Genomic DNA, 15,099 nt, shown 5'->3' on the forward strand with positions numbered 1-15,099 from the left:
ATCGCCCTCCTCACCGAGCGAGACGACTCCGAGCGCCGACCCGACCACCCCGTCGCAGCAGCCCAGCCAGCCGTCGCAGACCCCCGGCCAGGGCGGTCACGGCAAGGGCCTGGTGGGCGGACTGGTGGACGGTGTCGGCGACACCCTGGACGGGGTGCTCGGCGGGGTCGGCGGTGTGCTCGGCGGCTGAGCGCCGCCGCCTCACCCCGTGGCCAGCGCCTTGAGGCCCGCCAGGCTTCCGTTGAACCGGTTGTGGTCGCCCACCAGCGGCCCGCTGGAGGTGTACTGCCACAGGGTGTGGGTCTTCCAGCCGGCCGGCAGCGGCCCGGGGGTGGCGGCGTACCGCGCCAGCCACAGCGGGTTCCGGTCGGCGAAGGCGGCGCTGTCGCCGGTGCACGTCTGCCACCAGCCGGTGGTCGTGTAGATCACCGGCTGGCGTCCGGTGCGCTCCTTGACCCGCGCGGTGAAATCGCCGATCCAGTTCACGATCTGGGAGGCGGTCAGGCCGTAGCAGGTTGCTCCGTACGGGTTGTACTCGAGGTCCAGGACGGGCGGCAGCGTCCTGCCGTCGTCCGACCAGTCGCCACCGCCCGCGACGAAGAAGTCCGCCTGACGGGTGCCGCTGGAACGGTCCGGCAGGGCGAAGTGGTAGGCGCCGCGGATCATGCCCTGCTGGAAGGAGCCGTTGTACTGCGAGGCGAACGAGGGGTTCTTGTAGGTCGTGCTCTCGGTGGCCTTCACATAGGCGAATCGGACGTTGTCGTCCCACAGGGCCGCCCAGTCGACCGAACCCTGGTGGTCGCTGACGTCCACGCCCTCCACCGAGGCCGCTCTGGTGGCCCGGGGCGTGGCGCCGGGGTCGGTCCTCTCGTGACGGGCGATGGTCGAGCCCATCCAGTCCCGCTCGGGGTGCGGGACGGACGCTGCGGGGGCCGGGTCGGTGCCGGCGTCGTGGTCGGGGTCGGTCGTCGAGGCCGTGGCCGGTACGAGGGTGGCGAGGACGGCGGCGGTGATCGCCACTGCCAGTCCGCCGATGGCGTAGGGCGAGCGCAGACGCGAAGGCGCCCGGTGGGCGCCCTTACCGGATTTCAGGGACATCTGTTCCTCCGATCCGTTCCGCATCGACGGTATGCGCGCCGAACGAAGAACGTGAAGCGGAACGGGAAATTCTGTCCCTCCGTCAGCGGTCCCGGCCCTCCTCGCCGACCGGCCCCGACGGCACGCCGTAGCCCGCCACCAGCGCCCTCGCGGCCCGGGTCGCCCGGATGGCGACCTCCTCGACCACGTCATCCGGATCGCCGAACTTCCCTTCCAGCAATTGGGCGACATAGCCGCGGGCGAGCGCGTGCAGGGCGTCGAGCAACGCCACGGCCGTCGCCGCGGCCTCGGCCGGGGCGACCACCTCGAAGGCGCTCGGCAGCAGCAGATCCACGAACTCCCTGCTGCTGTCCCGTAGCTCCGGATGGGTGGCCCGCAGCCCCGGCGCGAAGAGGATGTCCAGCCCGCCGCGGTAGCGGGCCGCCGCGCGCACGAAGGTGCCCGCCACCGTGGCCAGCCGCTCCTGGGCGGACCCGACGTCGGCCACCGTGTCCAGGTAGATGGCCCGCAGCCGCCGCGAGACCTCCAGGGCGGCGGCCGCGAGCAGCGCGTCACGGTCGGCGAAGTGGCGGTACGGCGCGCCGGGGCTCACACAGGTGCGGCGCGCGGCCTCCGCCACGGAGAAGCCGCGCACTCCGACCTCGTCGATGATCTCCAGGGTCGTCTGCACCAGCGCGGCGGCCAGGTCGCCGTGGTGGTAGGTGGCGCGTCCCTTCGGGGTGGGTGCCATTCGGGTGACCTTACCCGACCCGTGATTCCGGCTCACCCGCCCCTGGCCTGCGCCTTTCGGCGCCCCGGGCGGCCCGCAGCGCATCCCGCGAGCGCTCGATGCGGATCGGCAGATCCCGCACCCGCTCTCCGGTGGCATGGTGGAAGGCGTTGCCGATGGCCGCCGCCGCGCCCACGATGCCCAGTTCGCCGATGCCCTTGGCGCCCACCGGGTTGGTGGTGTTGTCGTCCTCCTCCATCAGCACCACGTCCAGTTGCGGAACATCGGCGTGGGCGGCGATGTGATAGCCCGCGAAGTCATGGTTGGCGAAGTCGCCGAAGACCGGATCGACCTCGCCGATCTCCAGCAGCGCCATCGACAGACCCATCGTCATGGCCCCGAGGAACTGGGAGCGCGCGGTGTGCGGATTGACGATCCGCCCGGCCGCGAACATGCCCAGCATCCGGTCCACCCGGATCTCACCGGTGTCGCCGTCCACCCGCACCTGGGCGAACTGCGCCCCGAAGGTGTGCCGTGACAGATCCGCCCGCTGCTCCAGATCCTCGGCGGTGTCGGCCACCACCTCCAGACCGCCGTCCGGGACCACACCCGCGTAGGTGTCCAGCTCCTTTAGCAGCGCACGGCACGCCTTGTCCACCGCCCAGCCCCATGAGGCGGTGCCGAGCGAACCGCCCGCGAACGGCGCCATGCCCAGCGAGGCACGGCCGATCTCCAGCCGCAGCCGCGACAGCGGAACGCCGAGCGCGTCCGCCGCCACCTGGGTGAGGGCGGTGCGGGCGCCCGTGCCGAGGTCGGCCGCGCCGATGCGCACCCGGTACGTCCCGTCCTCCTCGGCGCGCGCCACCGCGGAGGAGGGGAAGGTGTAGTCCGGGTGGTGCGAGGCGGCCACGCCGGTGCCCAGCAGCCAGCGGCCCTCACGCCGGATCCCCGGCGCCGGATCGCGGCGCTCCCAGCCGAAGCGGGCCGCGCCCTCGCGCAGACAGGCGACCAGATTGCGGCTGCTGAACGGCTTGCCGCTCTCCGGGTCGGTCTCCGGCTCGTTGCGGATGCGCAGCTCGACCGGGTCCATGCCCAGCGCCCCGGCCAGCTCGTCGACAGCCGACTCCAGCGCGAACATCCCCGGGGTGTGGCCGGGTGCGCGGAACCAGGCGGGCGTCATCACATCGAGCGGCGCCACCTTCACCGTCGTACGGGCGTGGGGCGCCGCGTACATCATCCGTGTCGAGGACACCGTCTGGTCGGCGAACGGCACCTGGGTCGAGCGCTGCTGCACCGACTCGTGCTGGATCACCGTCAGCCGGCCGTCGCGCTCGGCGCCGAGCCGCACCCGCTGGATCGTGGGGGAGCGGTAGGGGATCAGCTGGAACATCTGCTGCCGGGTCAGGGCGATCTTCACCGGCCGTTCGACGGCCCGCGCGGCGAGCGCCGCCAGCACCGTCGGCGAGCGCGGAATGCCCTTGGACCCGAAGCCCCCGCCGATGTACTCGGCCACGATCTCCACCGCGCCCAGCTCGATCCCGAACAGCGCGGACATCAGCTGCGCGCTCATATAGGGACCCTGGTCGGAGTTGAACAGCGTCAGCCGGTCCTCGTCCCACACCGCGATGGTGGCATGCGGCTCCATCGGGCTCGGATGCTCCACCGGAGTGGTGTACGTGGCGTCCACCCGCACCGGGGCAGTGGACCAGGCGCCATCGGCGTCACCGCGCTCCACCAGGCCAGGGCTGCCGTCGGTCACCGTCTCGGCGATCTCCAGCCGCTCGTCGTCGGCGCGCAGCACCACATCGTGCGGCTCCCGCTCATAGCCCACCCGGACCGCCGCCGCGCCCTCGCGCGCCGCCTCCAGCGAGGTGGCCACCACGGCGGCCACGATCTGGCCGTGGTACGCCACCTGAGGGGACTGCAGCACGAAGAGGTCCGCGCTCGCCTCCGCCTCGGCGTTCAGCCGCGGGGCATTGGTGTGGTCGAGCACCGCCAGCACACCGGGCAGGGCCAGCGCCGGGGCGGGATCGACCTCCGTCACCCGGCCGCGGGCGATGGTGGCCTGCACCGGCCATACGTAACTGACGTCCCGGGTGGGGAACTCATAGGCGTAGCGCGCCGCGCCGGTCACCTTGTCCAGGCCGTCGACCCGGGTCACCGGGGCCCCAACACTTTGCTCGACGGTGGTCATGCGCGATCCCTCCTCGCGACGAGGTCGCGGACGCCCGCGACGATCAGATCAGTGGCCAGGTCGACCTTGAAGGCGTTGTCCGGCAGCGGCCGCGCCTCGGCCAGCTCGGCCCGCGCCGCCTCGCGCAGCGTCTCCTCGTCCGGCCGGGCACCGAGCAGCCGCTCCTCGGCGGTCCGGGCGCGCCACGGCCGCGGCGCCACCCCGCCGAGCGCGATCCGCACGTCCCGCAGTGAGCCGTCCTCGGCCACGGACACCGCGGTGGCGACACTCACCAGCGCGAAGGCGTACGACCAGCGGTCGCGGACCTTGCGGTAGCGCATCCGGGCACCGCGCGGTGGCGGGGGCAGCTCCACGGCGGTGATGAGGTCGCCGTGGTCCAGGACGGTCTCCCGGTGCGGTGTGTCACCGGGCAGCAGATACAGCTCCGCCACCGGAACGGTGCGCGATCCGCCGTCCACCGACCGCACGTGTGCCACCGCGTCGAGCGCCACCAGCGCCACCGCCATGTCGGAGGGGTGGGAGGCCACGCAGTGGTCGGAGGTGCCCAGCACGGCCAGATCGCGGTGCGCGCCCTGGATCGCCGGACACCCGGTCCCCGGCTCGCGCTTGTTGCACGGCTTGGTGACGTCCTGGAAGTACCCGCAGCGGGTGCGCTGCAGCAGATTGCCGCCCACCGTGGCGACCGTGCGCAGCTGCCCGGAGGCCCCCGCCAGCAGCGCCTGGGACAGCAGCGGGAAGCGCTCGCGGATGCCCGGATCGCCCGCCAGCGCGCCGTTGCGCACGGTGGCGCCGATGAGCACGGAGCCGTCCTCGCGGTGCTCGATCCGGTCGTACGGCAGCCGGGAGACGTCGATGAGCAAACCCGGGTCGGTGACGCCGAGCTTCATCAGGTCCACCAGATTGGTGCCACCGCCGAGATAGGTGGCATCGGGGCGCTGGGCGATCAGCGCGGCCGCCTCCGCGGCGTCGCCCGCGCGGGCGTAGGCGAACTCCTTCATCGGGCGCCTCCGGCACCGCTCGTGGCGGCGGGGGCCGTGTCCTGGGCGCCCGCGGCCTCCAGCACGGCCTCGACGATCCCGTTGTACGCGCCGCAGCGGCACAGGTTGCCGCTCATGCGCTCGCGCACCTCCCGCGCGTCCAGCGCCGACACATCGGCCACCCCGGTGGCGGTGTCCTCGGTGACATGGCTGGGCCAGCCGCGCCCGGCCTCGCCCAGCGCCCCGATGGCGGAGCAGATCTGGCCCGGGGTGCAATAGCCGCACTGGAGCCCGTCGTGGTCGAGGAAGGCGCGCTGCACCGGGTGGAGCTCCCCGCCGTCCGACAGCGCCGCCACGCCCTCGATGGAGACGATCTCGCGCTCCTCGGCGGTCACCGCGAACATCAGGCAGCTGTTCACCCGCTCACCGTCCACCAGCACCGTGCAGGCCCCGCACTGACCGTGGTCACAGCCCTTCTTGGTGCCGGTGAGCCCCAGTCGCTCGCGCAGCACATCGAGCAGGGTCGTCCGGTTGTCGATGGTCAGGGAGTGGGACGTGCCGTTGATCCGCAAGGTGATGTCGCTACTCGGTGAGTGATGTGAGAGGCTCATACATTGAATGTATCAACCTCTTACATCCGTGGCGAGGAGATATGAATTCCATGCGGGACGTCGTAGCGCAGATGCACCGATGGTGGGGCGAGGACGAGCCGTTCGCCCGTGCCACGGTGGTGGCGACCTGGCGTTCCTCGCCGCTGCCGCCCGGGACGTCCATGCTGGTCGGCCCCGATGGCGCGGCGATCGGCAGCGTCTCCGGCGGCTGTGTCGAGGGCGCCGTCTATGAACTGGCCCAGGAGGTGACCGACAGCGGCAGGCCCGTGCTGGAGCGCTATGGCGTCAGCGACGACGACGCCTTCGCGGTCGGGCTGACCTGCGGCGGGATCATCGATGTCTATGTGGAGCGGATCGACCCCGCGGGCTTCCCCGAACTGGGCGAGGTGGCCGAGGCGGTGGCCGCCGGGGAGCCGGTGGCCGAGGTGATCTGCGTGGCCGTCGACGGGCCCGACCCGGAGGGGCGGCTGGGCCGCAGGCTGGTCGTACGGCCCGAGGGCACCTCCGGATCCCTCGGCTCCGGACGGCTGGACGCGGCCGTCGGCGAGGACGCGCGCGGACTGCTGGCCGGCGGGCGCACCGAGACCCTGGCTTACGGCTACGACGGCGTCCGCATGGACGAGGAACTCACCCTGTTCGTCTCGGTCCACGCCACCCCGCCGCGGATGCTGGTCTTCGGCGCCGTGGACTTCGCGGCGGCCATGGCCCGGATCGGCGCGTACCTCGGCTACCACGTCACCGTGTGCGACGCCCGGCCCGTCTTCGCCACCCCGCGCCGCTTTCCCGAGGCACACGAGGTGGTGACCGACTGGCCGCACCGCTATCTGCGCACCGAGACGGAGGCGGGCCGGATCGACGAACGCACGGTGGTCTGTGTGCTCACCCACGATCCCAAGTTCGATGTGCCGCTGCTGGACGTCGCCCTGCGCCTGCCGCTGGCCTACGTGGGAGCCATGGGCTCCCGCCGCACCCACGAGGACCGGCTCCGCCGGCTGCGCGCCACCGGTCTCGGCGAGGAGGCGCTGGCCAAGCTCGCCTCGCCGATCGGACTGGACCTCGGCGCCCGTACGCCGGAGGAGACCGCCGTCAGCATCGCGGCCGAGATCATCGCCGACCGCTGGGGCGGCAGCGGCACCCGGCTGACCTCTCTCAGCGGCAGCATCCACGGTCAGGAGCCGATGCGGCCCGCGGCCGGAGGCTGAGACGGGGCCACGGCCCGGGCCGGGGATCGTCACAATGGTTCCCGGCCCGAATGGATGTAGGAGGAATCGAACCAGCCGTGGAGACCGCTCGAAGCAGCGACGACGACATAGAGCCCACCGCCGCCGACGATGACGCGCCCCTCGGCGCCGGGGTCACCGCCCCCGCCCCGCCGCCGAGACCCGGCTGGCGCCGCTGGGTGATGGACACCCGGCCGCTGCGCCACCGCCCCTTCCGCCGGCTGTGGAGCTCCACCACCGTCACCGCCATCGGCAGCCAGCTGACCGCCGTCGCCGTGCCCAAGCAGATCTACGACATCACCGGCTCGTCGGCGTGGGTCGGCTACGCCAGCTTCGCCGGACTCCTCCCGCTGGTGGTCTTCGCGCTGTGGGGCGGGGTGGTCGCCGACCGGATGGACCGGCGCACCCTGATGCTCGTCACCAACGTCGGCATCGCCGTCACCTCGGTGCTGTTCTGGGCCCAGTCCTTCGCCGGTCTGGACTCGGTGGCGCTGCTCATGGTGCTGCTCGCCGCCCAGCAGGGCTTCTTCGGCATGAACTCCCCGGCCCGCAGCGCCTCCGTCGCCCGTCTCGTCCCCGCCGACGAACTGCCCGCCGCGGGCGCCCTGCAGTCCACCGTCGCCCAGACCGGCATGATCCTCGGCCCGCTGCTCGCGGGCGCCCTGATCCCCGTCCTCGGCCTGCCCGCGCTCTACCTCATCGACGCCGTGGCGCTGTGCGTCACCCTGTGGGCCGTCGGGCGGCTACCCGCCCTGCCACCCCTCACCGAGGGCGGTGCGGGTGGCGCGCGGCGGGGCGGGTGGCGCGATGTGGCGGACGGCTTCCGGTACATCGCCGCCCACCGCATCCTGCTGATGTCCTTCCTCGCCGACATCATCGCCATGGTCTTCGGCATGCCCCGCGCGCTCTTCCCCCAGCTCGCCTCGCACACCTACGCACCCTGGGGCGAGGGCTTCGCGCTCGGCCTGCTCTTCGCGGCGATCCCGCTCGGCGCGGTGGCCGGCGGTCTGCTGTCGGGCACCTTCTCCCGTGCCCGCCGCCACGGTCTGATGGTCATCGCCGCCGTGGTGGCCTGGGGCGTGGCCATCACCGGATTCGGGCTCAGCCTCAACCTGTGGTGGGCGGTGGCCTTCCTCGCCCTCGCGGGCGTGGCCGACATGGTCTCGATGGTCTTCCGCGGGACGATCCTCCAGGCGGCCGCCACCGACGACATGCGCGGCCGGATGCAGGGCGTGTTCACCGTGGTGGTGGCGGGCGGCCCGCGCATCGCCGATCTGCTGCACGGCACCGCGGGCTCCCTCCTCGGGGCCCGTGCGGCGGTCGCCGCGGGCGGGCTGCTGGTGGCCGTCAGCACACTCGGGCTCGCCGTCGCGGTGCCCGCCTTCCGCCGCTACACGCCCTGACGAAGTGGCCGCGGCGCGACGGCACGAGGGCCGGGCCGCGGCACAACCGCACGAGGCCGGTGCCACACCCCGCACGACGGGTGCGGTGCACACGGCGCGGCCGCGGCACACAACAGCACGAGGGCCGGGCTGTGGCGCGACCGCACGACGTCGGTGGCACAACTGCACGTACGAGGTCGGTGGCACACCCGCACGAGGGGCGCGCCCCTCGTGCGGGTGCGGTGCACACGGCACGGCCGCGCACACAACGCCACGAGGGCCGTGTCCCCGCCCGGGTTCCGGCGGAGGGACACGGCCCTCGCGACGTCAGGCCGTACGCTCGTCGCGGTCGCCGCCCCACAGCGTGTGGAACGAACCCTCGCGGTCCACCCGCCGGTAGGTGTGCGCGCCGAAGAAGTCCCGCTGCCCCTGGACCAGTGCGGCGGGCAGCCGCTCCGAGCGCAGCGCGTCGTAGTACGCCAGCGCCGCCGAGAAGCCGGGGGCCGGCACGCCCAGCTCGACCGAGGTGGCCACCACCCGCCGCCAGGCGTCCTGCGCCGCGCCCAGCGCCTCGGCGAAGTGGTCGTCGGTCAGCAGCGTGACGGGCTTGCGGTCCTTGGCGTACGCCTCGGTGATCCGGTTCAGGAACCGTGCCCGGATGATGCAGCCACCGCGCCAGATCCGCGCGACCGCCCCGGGGTCGATGTCCCAGCCGTACTCCTGGCTGCCCGCCTCGATCTGGTGGATGCCCTGCGCGTACGCCACGATCTTCGAGGCGTACAGCGCCTGCTCGACATCGTCGGCGAACCGCTCCGCGGCGGCCCCCGTGAGCCCCTTGCCGGACGGCCCCGGCAGCCCCTGCGAGGCGTCCCGCAGATCCGCGTGGCCGGACAGCGAACGGGCGAACACGGCCTCGGCGATCCCGCTCACCGGCACGCCCAGGTCCAGCGCGGTCTGCACGGTCCAGCGGCCGGTGCCCTTCTGCTCGGCCTGGTCCTGCACCACGTCCACGAACGGCTTGCCGGTGGCGGCGTCGGTGTGCCCGAGCACCTCGGCGGTGATCTCGATCAGATACGACTCCAGCCGGCCGCCGTTCCAGGTGCGGAACACCTCCGCGATCTCACCCGGCGACATGCCGAGCGCCCGCCGCAGCAGGTCGTACGACTCGGCGATGAGCTGCATGTCCGCGTACTCGATGCCGTTGTGCACCATCTTCACGAAGTGGCCGGCGCCGTCCGGGCCGATGTGGGTGCAGCACGGTGTGCCGTCCACCTTGGCGGAGATGGACTCCAGCAGCGGGCCGAGGGACTTGTAGGATTCCACCGATCCGCCGGGCATGATGCTGGGCCCGTTGAGCGCGCCCTCCTCGCCGCCGGAGATGCCGGTGCCCACGAAGTGCAGCCCGCGCTCGCGCAGGGACTTCTCCCGGCGCCGGGTGTCCTCGAAGTGGGCGTTGCCCCCGTCGATGATCACGTCGCCCTCTTCGAGGAGGGGTGCGAACTCCTCGATGACGGCGTCGGTGGGCGCCCCCGCCTTGACCATGATGATCAGCCGCCGGGGCCGCTGCAGCGCGGCGACGAACTCCTCGGCGCTCTCGGCCGGCACGAAGTTCCCCTCGTGGCCGTGCTCCTCCATCAGCGCCTTGGTCTTGGCGAACGTGCGGTTGTGGAGAGCGACGGTGTGCCCGTGCCGGGCGAAGTTACGGGCGAGGTTGCTACCCATGACGGCGAGCCCGGTGACGCCGATCTGGGCGGTGGGCTGGGCGGTGGAAGGGCTGGGCATACGGTGTTCCACTCCTGTCACGCGCATCGAATCCTTATGCGAGGCAGCAACGCCGAGGGGAGCGAGGATCTTCCCCATCGATCAGCCGGATATCGCCCGGCCATAGTTGCACGATGTGCCCGACGGCGGATGGGTGTCCGAGGAAAGCGGCCGTGGTGTGTCATTTTTCCCGCCCGGGCGGTGCGCTGGATTGTGGAGTATCCATAAAAGGGCAACGACTACGTGGCCCTGGAGCGTCGCTTGGCATGGCGGGGGATCAGGAGGGAGACATGGGTTCCCGCACCGGGGGTGGAACCGACGGTGAGGTGTCCGTTCAGCAGGTGGCCGCGCTCGCGCATGGCCGACAGTCCGGTACCCGTGGAAACCACCGTGCGGAGCGCGGAGCGGTTGACCGGTGTGGAAGGCTGGTGGGCCATTCCGCGGCCGTTGTCCCTGACCGCCACGCTGATCGCGTGATCGTCGCTGTCGAGTTCCACGACGAGGTGGCTCGCCTGAGCGTGCTTGACCGCGTTGTTCACCGCTTCCTGCACGATGCGGTAGATATGGGCCTGGGCCTCTGGTGACAGTTCGTCCCCGAGCCGGCTCCACTCCGCTCCGACGTGCAGTTCCGCCTTCAGCCCGAAGGTTTCCCCGGTGCGGCGGCACAGGGTCTCGAGGGCGGGTGCGAGTCCGAGCTGGTCGAGGGCGAAGGGCCGCATTTCCACGATCAAGTGGCGCAGCGATGTGATCTGGTTCGCGATCAGGCCGCGCGCCTGGTTGATGGCCTCCTTCATGGCGGCGGACTCGCCACTGCCGGCGGCGGTGGAGAGAACAATCTGGACCGCGACCAGTTCTTGAAGCGTCTCATCGTGCAACTCACGTGCCCAGCGCCGCCGTTCTCGTTCTTCGCCGTCGCTGCGGGCCTGAGCCCGCTCCCGCGCGAGACTACGGCGGCGCGCTACCGCGCTGCGGCCCAGCATGGCGGCGCAGCCGATCAGCAGGAGAGGCACGATGTTCAAGCCGTTGAAAAGCGGCTCTTTGGTCATGCGAACCAGTTGTGACACGGCGAGGATGAGCGCGAGCCCGCACAGGGCCGCCAGCCATGCCCGCCGGACGGCGGTGTTCAGTGCCGCCGCGATGATGAGGACAACGGCCGCGCCGAGGGAGAGCCGCATCACCCAGCGAGGCTGCTGCTGGAGGACCTCGATCGCGAAGGCGATGACGAGCAGCGCCGCACCGGCGGCCTCGGTGATCGGGCCGGCCTTGGCCCGCGGCGAGGTGTTCATCCCAGCAGTCCGCGCTCGCGAGCCGCGGCGATGAGCTCCGCCCGGGTCTCGGTTTTGAGCTTGTCCCGAATCCTGGCGCGGTGAGTCTCCACCGTCCGAACGGAAACGTAGAGACGTCGCGCGATCTCCTGGTTGGTGTGGCCCAGGGCGAGCAGCGAGAGGATCTGCAGCTCGCGCGCTGTCAAAGAGCCATCTCCATCGGCGCCGGGAGCGCCGGTGTCCGCGATGGCCAGTCGGGCGCCCATGGCGGGTTGGAGGTAGGTGGCTCCCTTCGCGACCTGGCGAGCCGCACCGACCAGTTCTTCCGCCGCCGCTTCCTTGAGCAGATATCCGGCCGCCCCGATCCGCAGGGCCGCGCGGGCGAACGCGGGATCCTCCTGCATCGTGAGGACCAGAATCCGGGTGCCGGGGGACGCCGCGAGCAGGTCCGGTATCGAGGGCAGGCTGGATTGGCCGGCCATGGTGAGGTCCAGGACCAGCACGGACGGTTGGTGCCTTGTCACGGTCTCCACGGTCTCCGGGACCGTGGAGCTCTCGGCGACGACCTCCAGGGAATCGTCCTGCGACAACAGCACGCGCATGCCCGCACGGACCACAGGGTGATCGTCGGCGATCACCACGCTGAGGCGCGACACGGCATCCACTCCCTGTTCAGCGCGGTCGGCATTCACGGGAGTAAAGGTACTCGGCGAGACCGGCCGGTCCGGGCCAGGGCAGCGGTGGAGCGATCGGACGAGCTCCGGAGTGGCGGCTGCGGGAAACCCGCAGGATGCCTGCGGACGCACACCGAGGCCCCGAAGGCGCCGGAGCACCACTATGGCTGCTCGGAGCACTCAGTCGGGCGCGAAGCGCCCGCTCTGCCGACACGGACAGAAACGGTTCAGGTTCACAGATGATCGACAGGCGTACCTTCGGCAAGGCCATCGGCGCGGGGGCGGCGGGAACGGCTGCCGCATCACTGACCGGCCTGAGCCACCCCCCGTCGGCAGCGGCCTCGTCGTCAGCCGGGCCGGGCGCCGACAGGGCGGCCACGGCGCCGACGTCGCACACCGGTGGCGGGTCCTTCCCGGCGCTGAAGCAGGTCAAGGCCGGCGAGCTCACCATCGGCTACGCCGAAGCCGGCCCGGCCCATGGACCGGCCGTCATCCTCCTGCACGGATGGCCGTACGACATCCACAGCTACCGGGAGGTCGCGCCCCTGCTGGCGGCCCGGGGCCACCGGGTCATCGTCCCCCATCTGCGCGGCCACGGCACCACGAGCTTCCTTTCGCCCAAGACCTTCCGCAACGCGCAGCAATCGGTGATCGCCCTCGACATCATCGCCCTGCTGAACGCCCTGAAGATCGAGAAGGCCGTGTTCGGAGGCTTCGACTGGGGATCCCGGACCGCCGACATCATCGCCGCGCTCTGGCCGGAGCGGTGCAAGGCCCTGGTCTCCGTGACCGGTTACCTGATCACCAACCGGGAGAAGAACAAGCAGCCGCTGCCGCCGTCGGCCGAGTGGGCATGGTGGTACCAGTACTACTTCGCGACCGAACGGGGTGCGCTGGGCTTCGAGAAGTACCGACACGATTTCGCGAAGCTCGTCTGGCGCAATGTCTCCCCGACGTGGAACTTCGACGACGCCACCTTCAATCGCACGGCGGCGGCATTCGACAACCCCGACTACGTCCCCATCGTGGTGCACAACTACCGCTGGCGGCTGGGCCTGGCCAAGGGCGACCCCCGCTACGACGGGCTCGAGGCGCGTCTGGCGGCCGCGCCCGACATCGCGGTGCCCACGATCACCCTCGACGGTGAGCTGGACCCCTTCACCCCGGCCGGTGACGGCGCGGCGTACCGGGACAAGTTCACCGGCCCCTATGACCACCGAACGCTCAAGGGCATCGGCCACAACGTGCCGCAGGAAGCGCCCGAGGCGTTCGCCGAAGCCGTCCTCGACGTCGACCGATTCTGAGGAGGACGACATGATTCTGAGGAGGATGACATGACACCCGGAAAGCCCAGGCCCTCCGATGCCGCCGAGACCGGGCGGCGTGCCAGGTTCGGCACGTTGCCGGAGCGCGTTCGTGCGGAGGACATGGTCGAGGAAAAGCCCGCTACGGTACCGGATTCGGCGAGAGACGCGTACAACTCCGACGAATGGCTCGTTCGTACGTGTCTGTGAAGGGCGCCGCGCATACGAGGACGCCGTCCGGATGGGGACGGCACCCTCGTGTCCGCGGCCTTTCCAGCCGTTTCCCCATGCCGGGGCCCGGTGTTATCTCGGCATCTCCGTCGCGCTGCCGTTCACCGTTCCGGTGGCACGCGTCGGGCGCTCCAGGATGCCCCGGGCATCGGGCGGGGCCGGATCCGGCGCGCTGGTGGTGTGCTGCGGGCCCGTGGACTCGGCGGAGCCGTTCGCGGCGCCGTTGTGCGGATGCGCCGAGCCGTTGATCTTCTCGATCGCCTGCCGGGCCTGCTCACCGGGGGAGCGGGCCGCCAGCGGGGGTGAGGTGTGGGGCGCGGTGGGCGCGGGCTGGTTCCGCTCCCGCTCCGGTTTGGCGTGGACGCCGATGGTCTGGGCCGTCCCATGACGCAGTCGATGGCTGACCGCCTCGTCGAGGCTCACCGGCCGCTGCGTCTGGGCCGCCAGCCGGCCGGCCTCCTGGCCCAGGGCGGCGACCACGTCCCAGGGCAGATGGAGCACCAGGCGGACTTCGGCGTCGCCATCCGGCAGCGCCTGGATGGGAGGGATGAACCGGTCATTCATGGAACGGGGCCTCCGGTCTCGGTATCGGCCTGTGCGGGCGACGCGCGTCCCGATGGGCAGGACGCACACAGAGCCATACGGAGAACCGGCCCCGCGCGTTCACCTGACCGCCGGAGGGCTGTCAGTTCTTGCTGAGCAGGATCGTCACCGTCGCCAGGATCGCCGCCAGCACCAGCAGGGTGATGCCGTAGATCAGCCGCTGCGACCGCAGGACCGGGAGGAACGCGTCGAGGGAGATCCGGCCGGCGCCGGACAGCGCGAGCCCGGCCGCGCCGACGCCCACCAGCAGCGGAAACTCGAAGCCGCCGAAATAGCCGAGCGCCGTGGAGGCGGCCACCGCGTTGGCCATCGTGCCCGCGACGGCCGCACCGGCGAGCGGGGTGAGCAGCCCCACGGCGAGTCCGAGGCCACCGAAGGTCTCGGCGATCCCGGCGATCACGGCCATGGCCTTGGGCGCCGGATAGCCGAACTGCGCGAACGCCACCGCCGTCTTGTCGATGCCCAGGCCGCCCCACCAGCCGAAGAGGTGCTGTGCGCCGCGCGCCGCGACGACCAGCCCGACGCCGAGCCGGATGACCAGCAGACCGACGTCATGGGCGAGGAGTACGTGCGCCGCGGACCTGGGCGAGTGCGGGGCGGGCGCGGAGGTGTTCTCCGGGGTGTTCTCCGGGCCGTTCTCGTAGGGGGGATAAGACATGGCGCCCTCGTCTGGTCGGGCTCGGTGCGGATCGCCGAGCCGATATCCGATATGCACCTTAAGTACTCTTTATTCCACCGGGGTGCCGGGTTCAATCCGGACGCCCGTCGGCGCCGGACCGGCCTCCGTGGGAGCCGCCGGGCCGTATCCGTGTCAGCAGCGTGATGACCAGGAGCGCGGCCCCGGCCAGACAGCAGCCCCCGGCCGCCATCAGGGCCGCGTCGGCCGCAGTGCTGCTTTCTGCCTCGGCGGCGGGTCCGGACAGGGCCACCCCCAGCCCCGCCGCGGTGGTGATGACCGTCTTGGTCACCCCCGACGCCTCCCCGGCGCGCTCGGGCCGCACCACCGCCTGAGTGGCGATGAGCGTCAGGGCGCCCGCGACCCCGAGCGCGGCCCCGCACCCCGTGATCGC

At 71.7% G+C, this 15,099-nt stretch carries 13 protein-coding genes and 2 pseudogenes; 4 read left to right on the top strand and 11 right to left on the bottom strand.

Features of this window, described 5'->3' with window-relative positions:
• A pseudogene (locus GWI24_RS26875) lies at positions 1-190 on the top strand (extensin); the annotation flags it as partial.
• An 11-nt stretch (positions 191-201) separates the two neighbouring features.
• Here GWI24_RS26875 and GWI24_RS26880 read toward each other — a convergent pair.
• From GWI24_RS26880 to GWI24_RS26900, 5 genes are all read right to left on the bottom strand, one after another.
• Positions 202-1,098 carry a lysozyme gene (locus tag GWI24_RS26880; RefSeq protein WP_210948483.1) on the bottom strand — a complete coding sequence of 299 codons (897 nt, stop codon included), beginning with the start codon at positions 1,096-1,098 and terminating at the stop codon, positions 202-204.
• 82 nt (positions 1,099-1,180) lie between these two features.
• Entirely contained in the window at positions 1,181-1,828 is a 648-nt protein-coding gene (locus GWI24_RS26885; protein WP_210948484.1) for a TetR/AcrR family transcriptional regulator, read from the bottom strand.
• A gap of 10 nt (positions 1,829-1,838) precedes the next feature.
• Positions 1,839-4,001, bottom strand: coding sequence for a xanthine dehydrogenase family protein molybdopterin-binding subunit (locus tag GWI24_RS26890; RefSeq protein ID WP_210948485.1), 2,163 nt, complete (start codon positions 3,999-4,001; stop codon positions 1,839-1,841).
• Positions 3,998-4,999 (bottom strand): xanthine dehydrogenase family protein subunit M, encoded by a 1,002-nt coding sequence (locus GWI24_RS26895; RefSeq protein ID WP_210948486.1) that lies wholly within the window; start codon positions 4,997-4,999, stop codon positions 3,998-4,000. The genes GWI24_RS26890 and GWI24_RS26895 overlap by 4 nt, the downstream gene beginning before the upstream one ends.
• Positions 4,996-5,589 (bottom strand): (2Fe-2S)-binding protein, encoded by a 594-nt coding sequence (locus GWI24_RS26900; RefSeq protein ID WP_210948487.1) that lies wholly within the window; start codon positions 5,587-5,589, stop codon positions 4,996-4,998. Before GWI24_RS26900 ends, GWI24_RS26895 begins: the two co-directional genes overlap by 4 nt.
• A 50-nt stretch (positions 5,590-5,639) precedes the next feature.
• Between GWI24_RS26900 and GWI24_RS26905 the strand changes: the two genes are divergently transcribed.
• On the top strand, positions 5,640-6,791 hold the full coding sequence (locus GWI24_RS26905; protein ID WP_210948488.1) for an XdhC/CoxI family protein: 1,152 nt from the start codon (positions 5,640-5,642) through the stop codon (positions 6,789-6,791).
• A 77-nt stretch (positions 6,792-6,868) separates the two neighbouring features.
• A complete protein-coding gene (locus tag GWI24_RS26910) occupies positions 6,869-8,212 on the top strand; it encodes an MFS transporter (protein WP_210948489.1) in 1,344 nt (447 codons plus the stop codon).
• Between the two features lie 306 nt (positions 8,213-8,518).
• On the opposite strand, the gene gndA is transcribed toward GWI24_RS26910, so the two are convergent.
• The 3 genes from gndA to GWI24_RS46630 form a co-directional block, all read right to left on the bottom strand.
• The gene (gene gndA, locus GWI24_RS26915; protein ID WP_210948490.1) at positions 8,519-9,973 is read right to left on the bottom strand and encodes an NADP-dependent phosphogluconate dehydrogenase; all 1,455 of its coding nucleotides are present in this window, start codon (positions 9,971-9,973) and stop codon (positions 8,519-8,521) included.
• Positions 9,974-10,191: 218 nt separating this feature from the next.
• Entirely contained in the window at positions 10,192-11,238 is a 1,047-nt protein-coding gene (locus GWI24_RS26920; protein WP_210948491.1) for a sensor histidine kinase, read from the bottom strand.
• Complete coding sequence (locus GWI24_RS46630; RefSeq protein WP_308344048.1) at positions 11,235-11,909, bottom strand: response regulator transcription factor; 675 nt, start codon at positions 11,907-11,909, stop codon at positions 11,235-11,237. The genes GWI24_RS26920 and GWI24_RS46630 overlap by 4 nt, the downstream gene beginning before the upstream one ends.
• Before the next feature lie 221 nt (positions 11,910-12,130).
• Between GWI24_RS46630 and GWI24_RS26930 the strand changes: the two genes are divergently transcribed.
• A complete protein-coding gene (locus tag GWI24_RS26930) occupies positions 12,131-13,195 on the top strand; it encodes an alpha/beta fold hydrolase (RefSeq protein ID WP_210948492.1) in 1,065 nt (354 codons plus the stop codon).
• Positions 13,196-13,498: 303 nt separating this feature from the next.
• Here the strand turns inward: GWI24_RS26930 and GWI24_RS26935 are convergent, their stop codons facing one another.
• From GWI24_RS26935 to GWI24_RS26945, 3 genes and pseudogenes are all read right to left on the bottom strand, one after another.
• The gene (locus GWI24_RS26935; protein WP_210948493.1) at positions 13,499-13,990 is read right to left on the bottom strand and encodes a hypothetical protein; all 492 of its coding nucleotides are present in this window, start codon (positions 13,988-13,990) and stop codon (positions 13,499-13,501) included.
• 121 nt (positions 13,991-14,111) lie between these two features.
• Complete coding sequence (locus GWI24_RS26940) at positions 14,112-14,687, bottom strand: DoxX family protein (protein ID WP_210948494.1); 576 nt, start codon at positions 14,685-14,687, stop codon at positions 14,112-14,114.
• A gap of 91 nt (positions 14,688-14,778) precedes the next feature.
• Positions 14,779-15,099, bottom strand: a pseudogene (locus GWI24_RS26945) (MFS transporter); the annotation flags it as partial.

The sequence above is a fragment of the Streptomyces sp. MK37H genome, assembly GCF_018035285.1.
Taxonomy (GTDB): Bacteria; Actinomycetota; Actinomycetes; order Streptomycetales; family Streptomycetaceae; genus Streptomyces; species Streptomyces endocoffeicus.

Bases quoted from the DNA above. Each gene is read 5' to 3' on its own strand.
- GWI24_RS26880 (WP_210948483.1), bottom strand. From the start codon at position 1,098: ATGTCCCTGAAATCCGGTAAGGGCGCCCACCGGGCGCCTTCGCGTCTG.
- GWI24_RS26890 (WP_210948485.1), bottom strand. From the start codon at position 4,001: ATGACCACCGTCGAGCAAAGTGTTGGGGCCCCGGTGACCCGGGTCGAC.
- GWI24_RS26905 (WP_210948488.1), top strand. From the start codon at position 5,640: ATGCGGGACGTCGTAGCGCAGATGCACCGATGGTGGGGCGAGGACGAG.
- GWI24_RS26885 (WP_210948484.1), bottom strand. From the start codon at position 1,828: ATGGCACCCACCCCGAAGGGACGCGCCACCTACCACCACGGCGACCTG.
- GWI24_RS26930 (WP_210948492.1), top strand. From the start codon at position 12,131: ATGATCGACAGGCGTACCTTCGGCAAGGCCATCGGCGCGGGGGCGGCG.
- GWI24_RS26940 (WP_210948494.1), bottom strand. From the start codon at position 14,687: ATGTCTTATCCCCCCTACGAGAACGGCCCGGAGAACACCCCGGAGAAC.
- gndA (WP_210948490.1), bottom strand. From the start codon at position 9,973: ATGCCCAGCCCTTCCACCGCCCAGCCCACCGCCCAGATCGGCGTCACC.
- GWI24_RS26900 (WP_210948487.1), bottom strand. From the start codon at position 5,589: ATGAGCCTCTCACATCACTCACCGAGTAGCGACATCACCTTGCGGATC.
- GWI24_RS26895 (WP_210948486.1), bottom strand. From the start codon at position 4,999: ATGAAGGAGTTCGCCTACGCCCGCGCGGGCGACGCCGCGGAGGCGGCC.
- GWI24_RS26935 (WP_210948493.1), bottom strand. From the start codon at position 13,990: ATGAATGACCGGTTCATCCCTCCCATCCAGGCGCTGCCGGATGGCGAC.
- GWI24_RS26920 (WP_210948491.1), bottom strand. From the start codon at position 11,238: ATGAACACCTCGCCGCGGGCCAAGGCCGGCCCGATCACCGAGGCCGCC.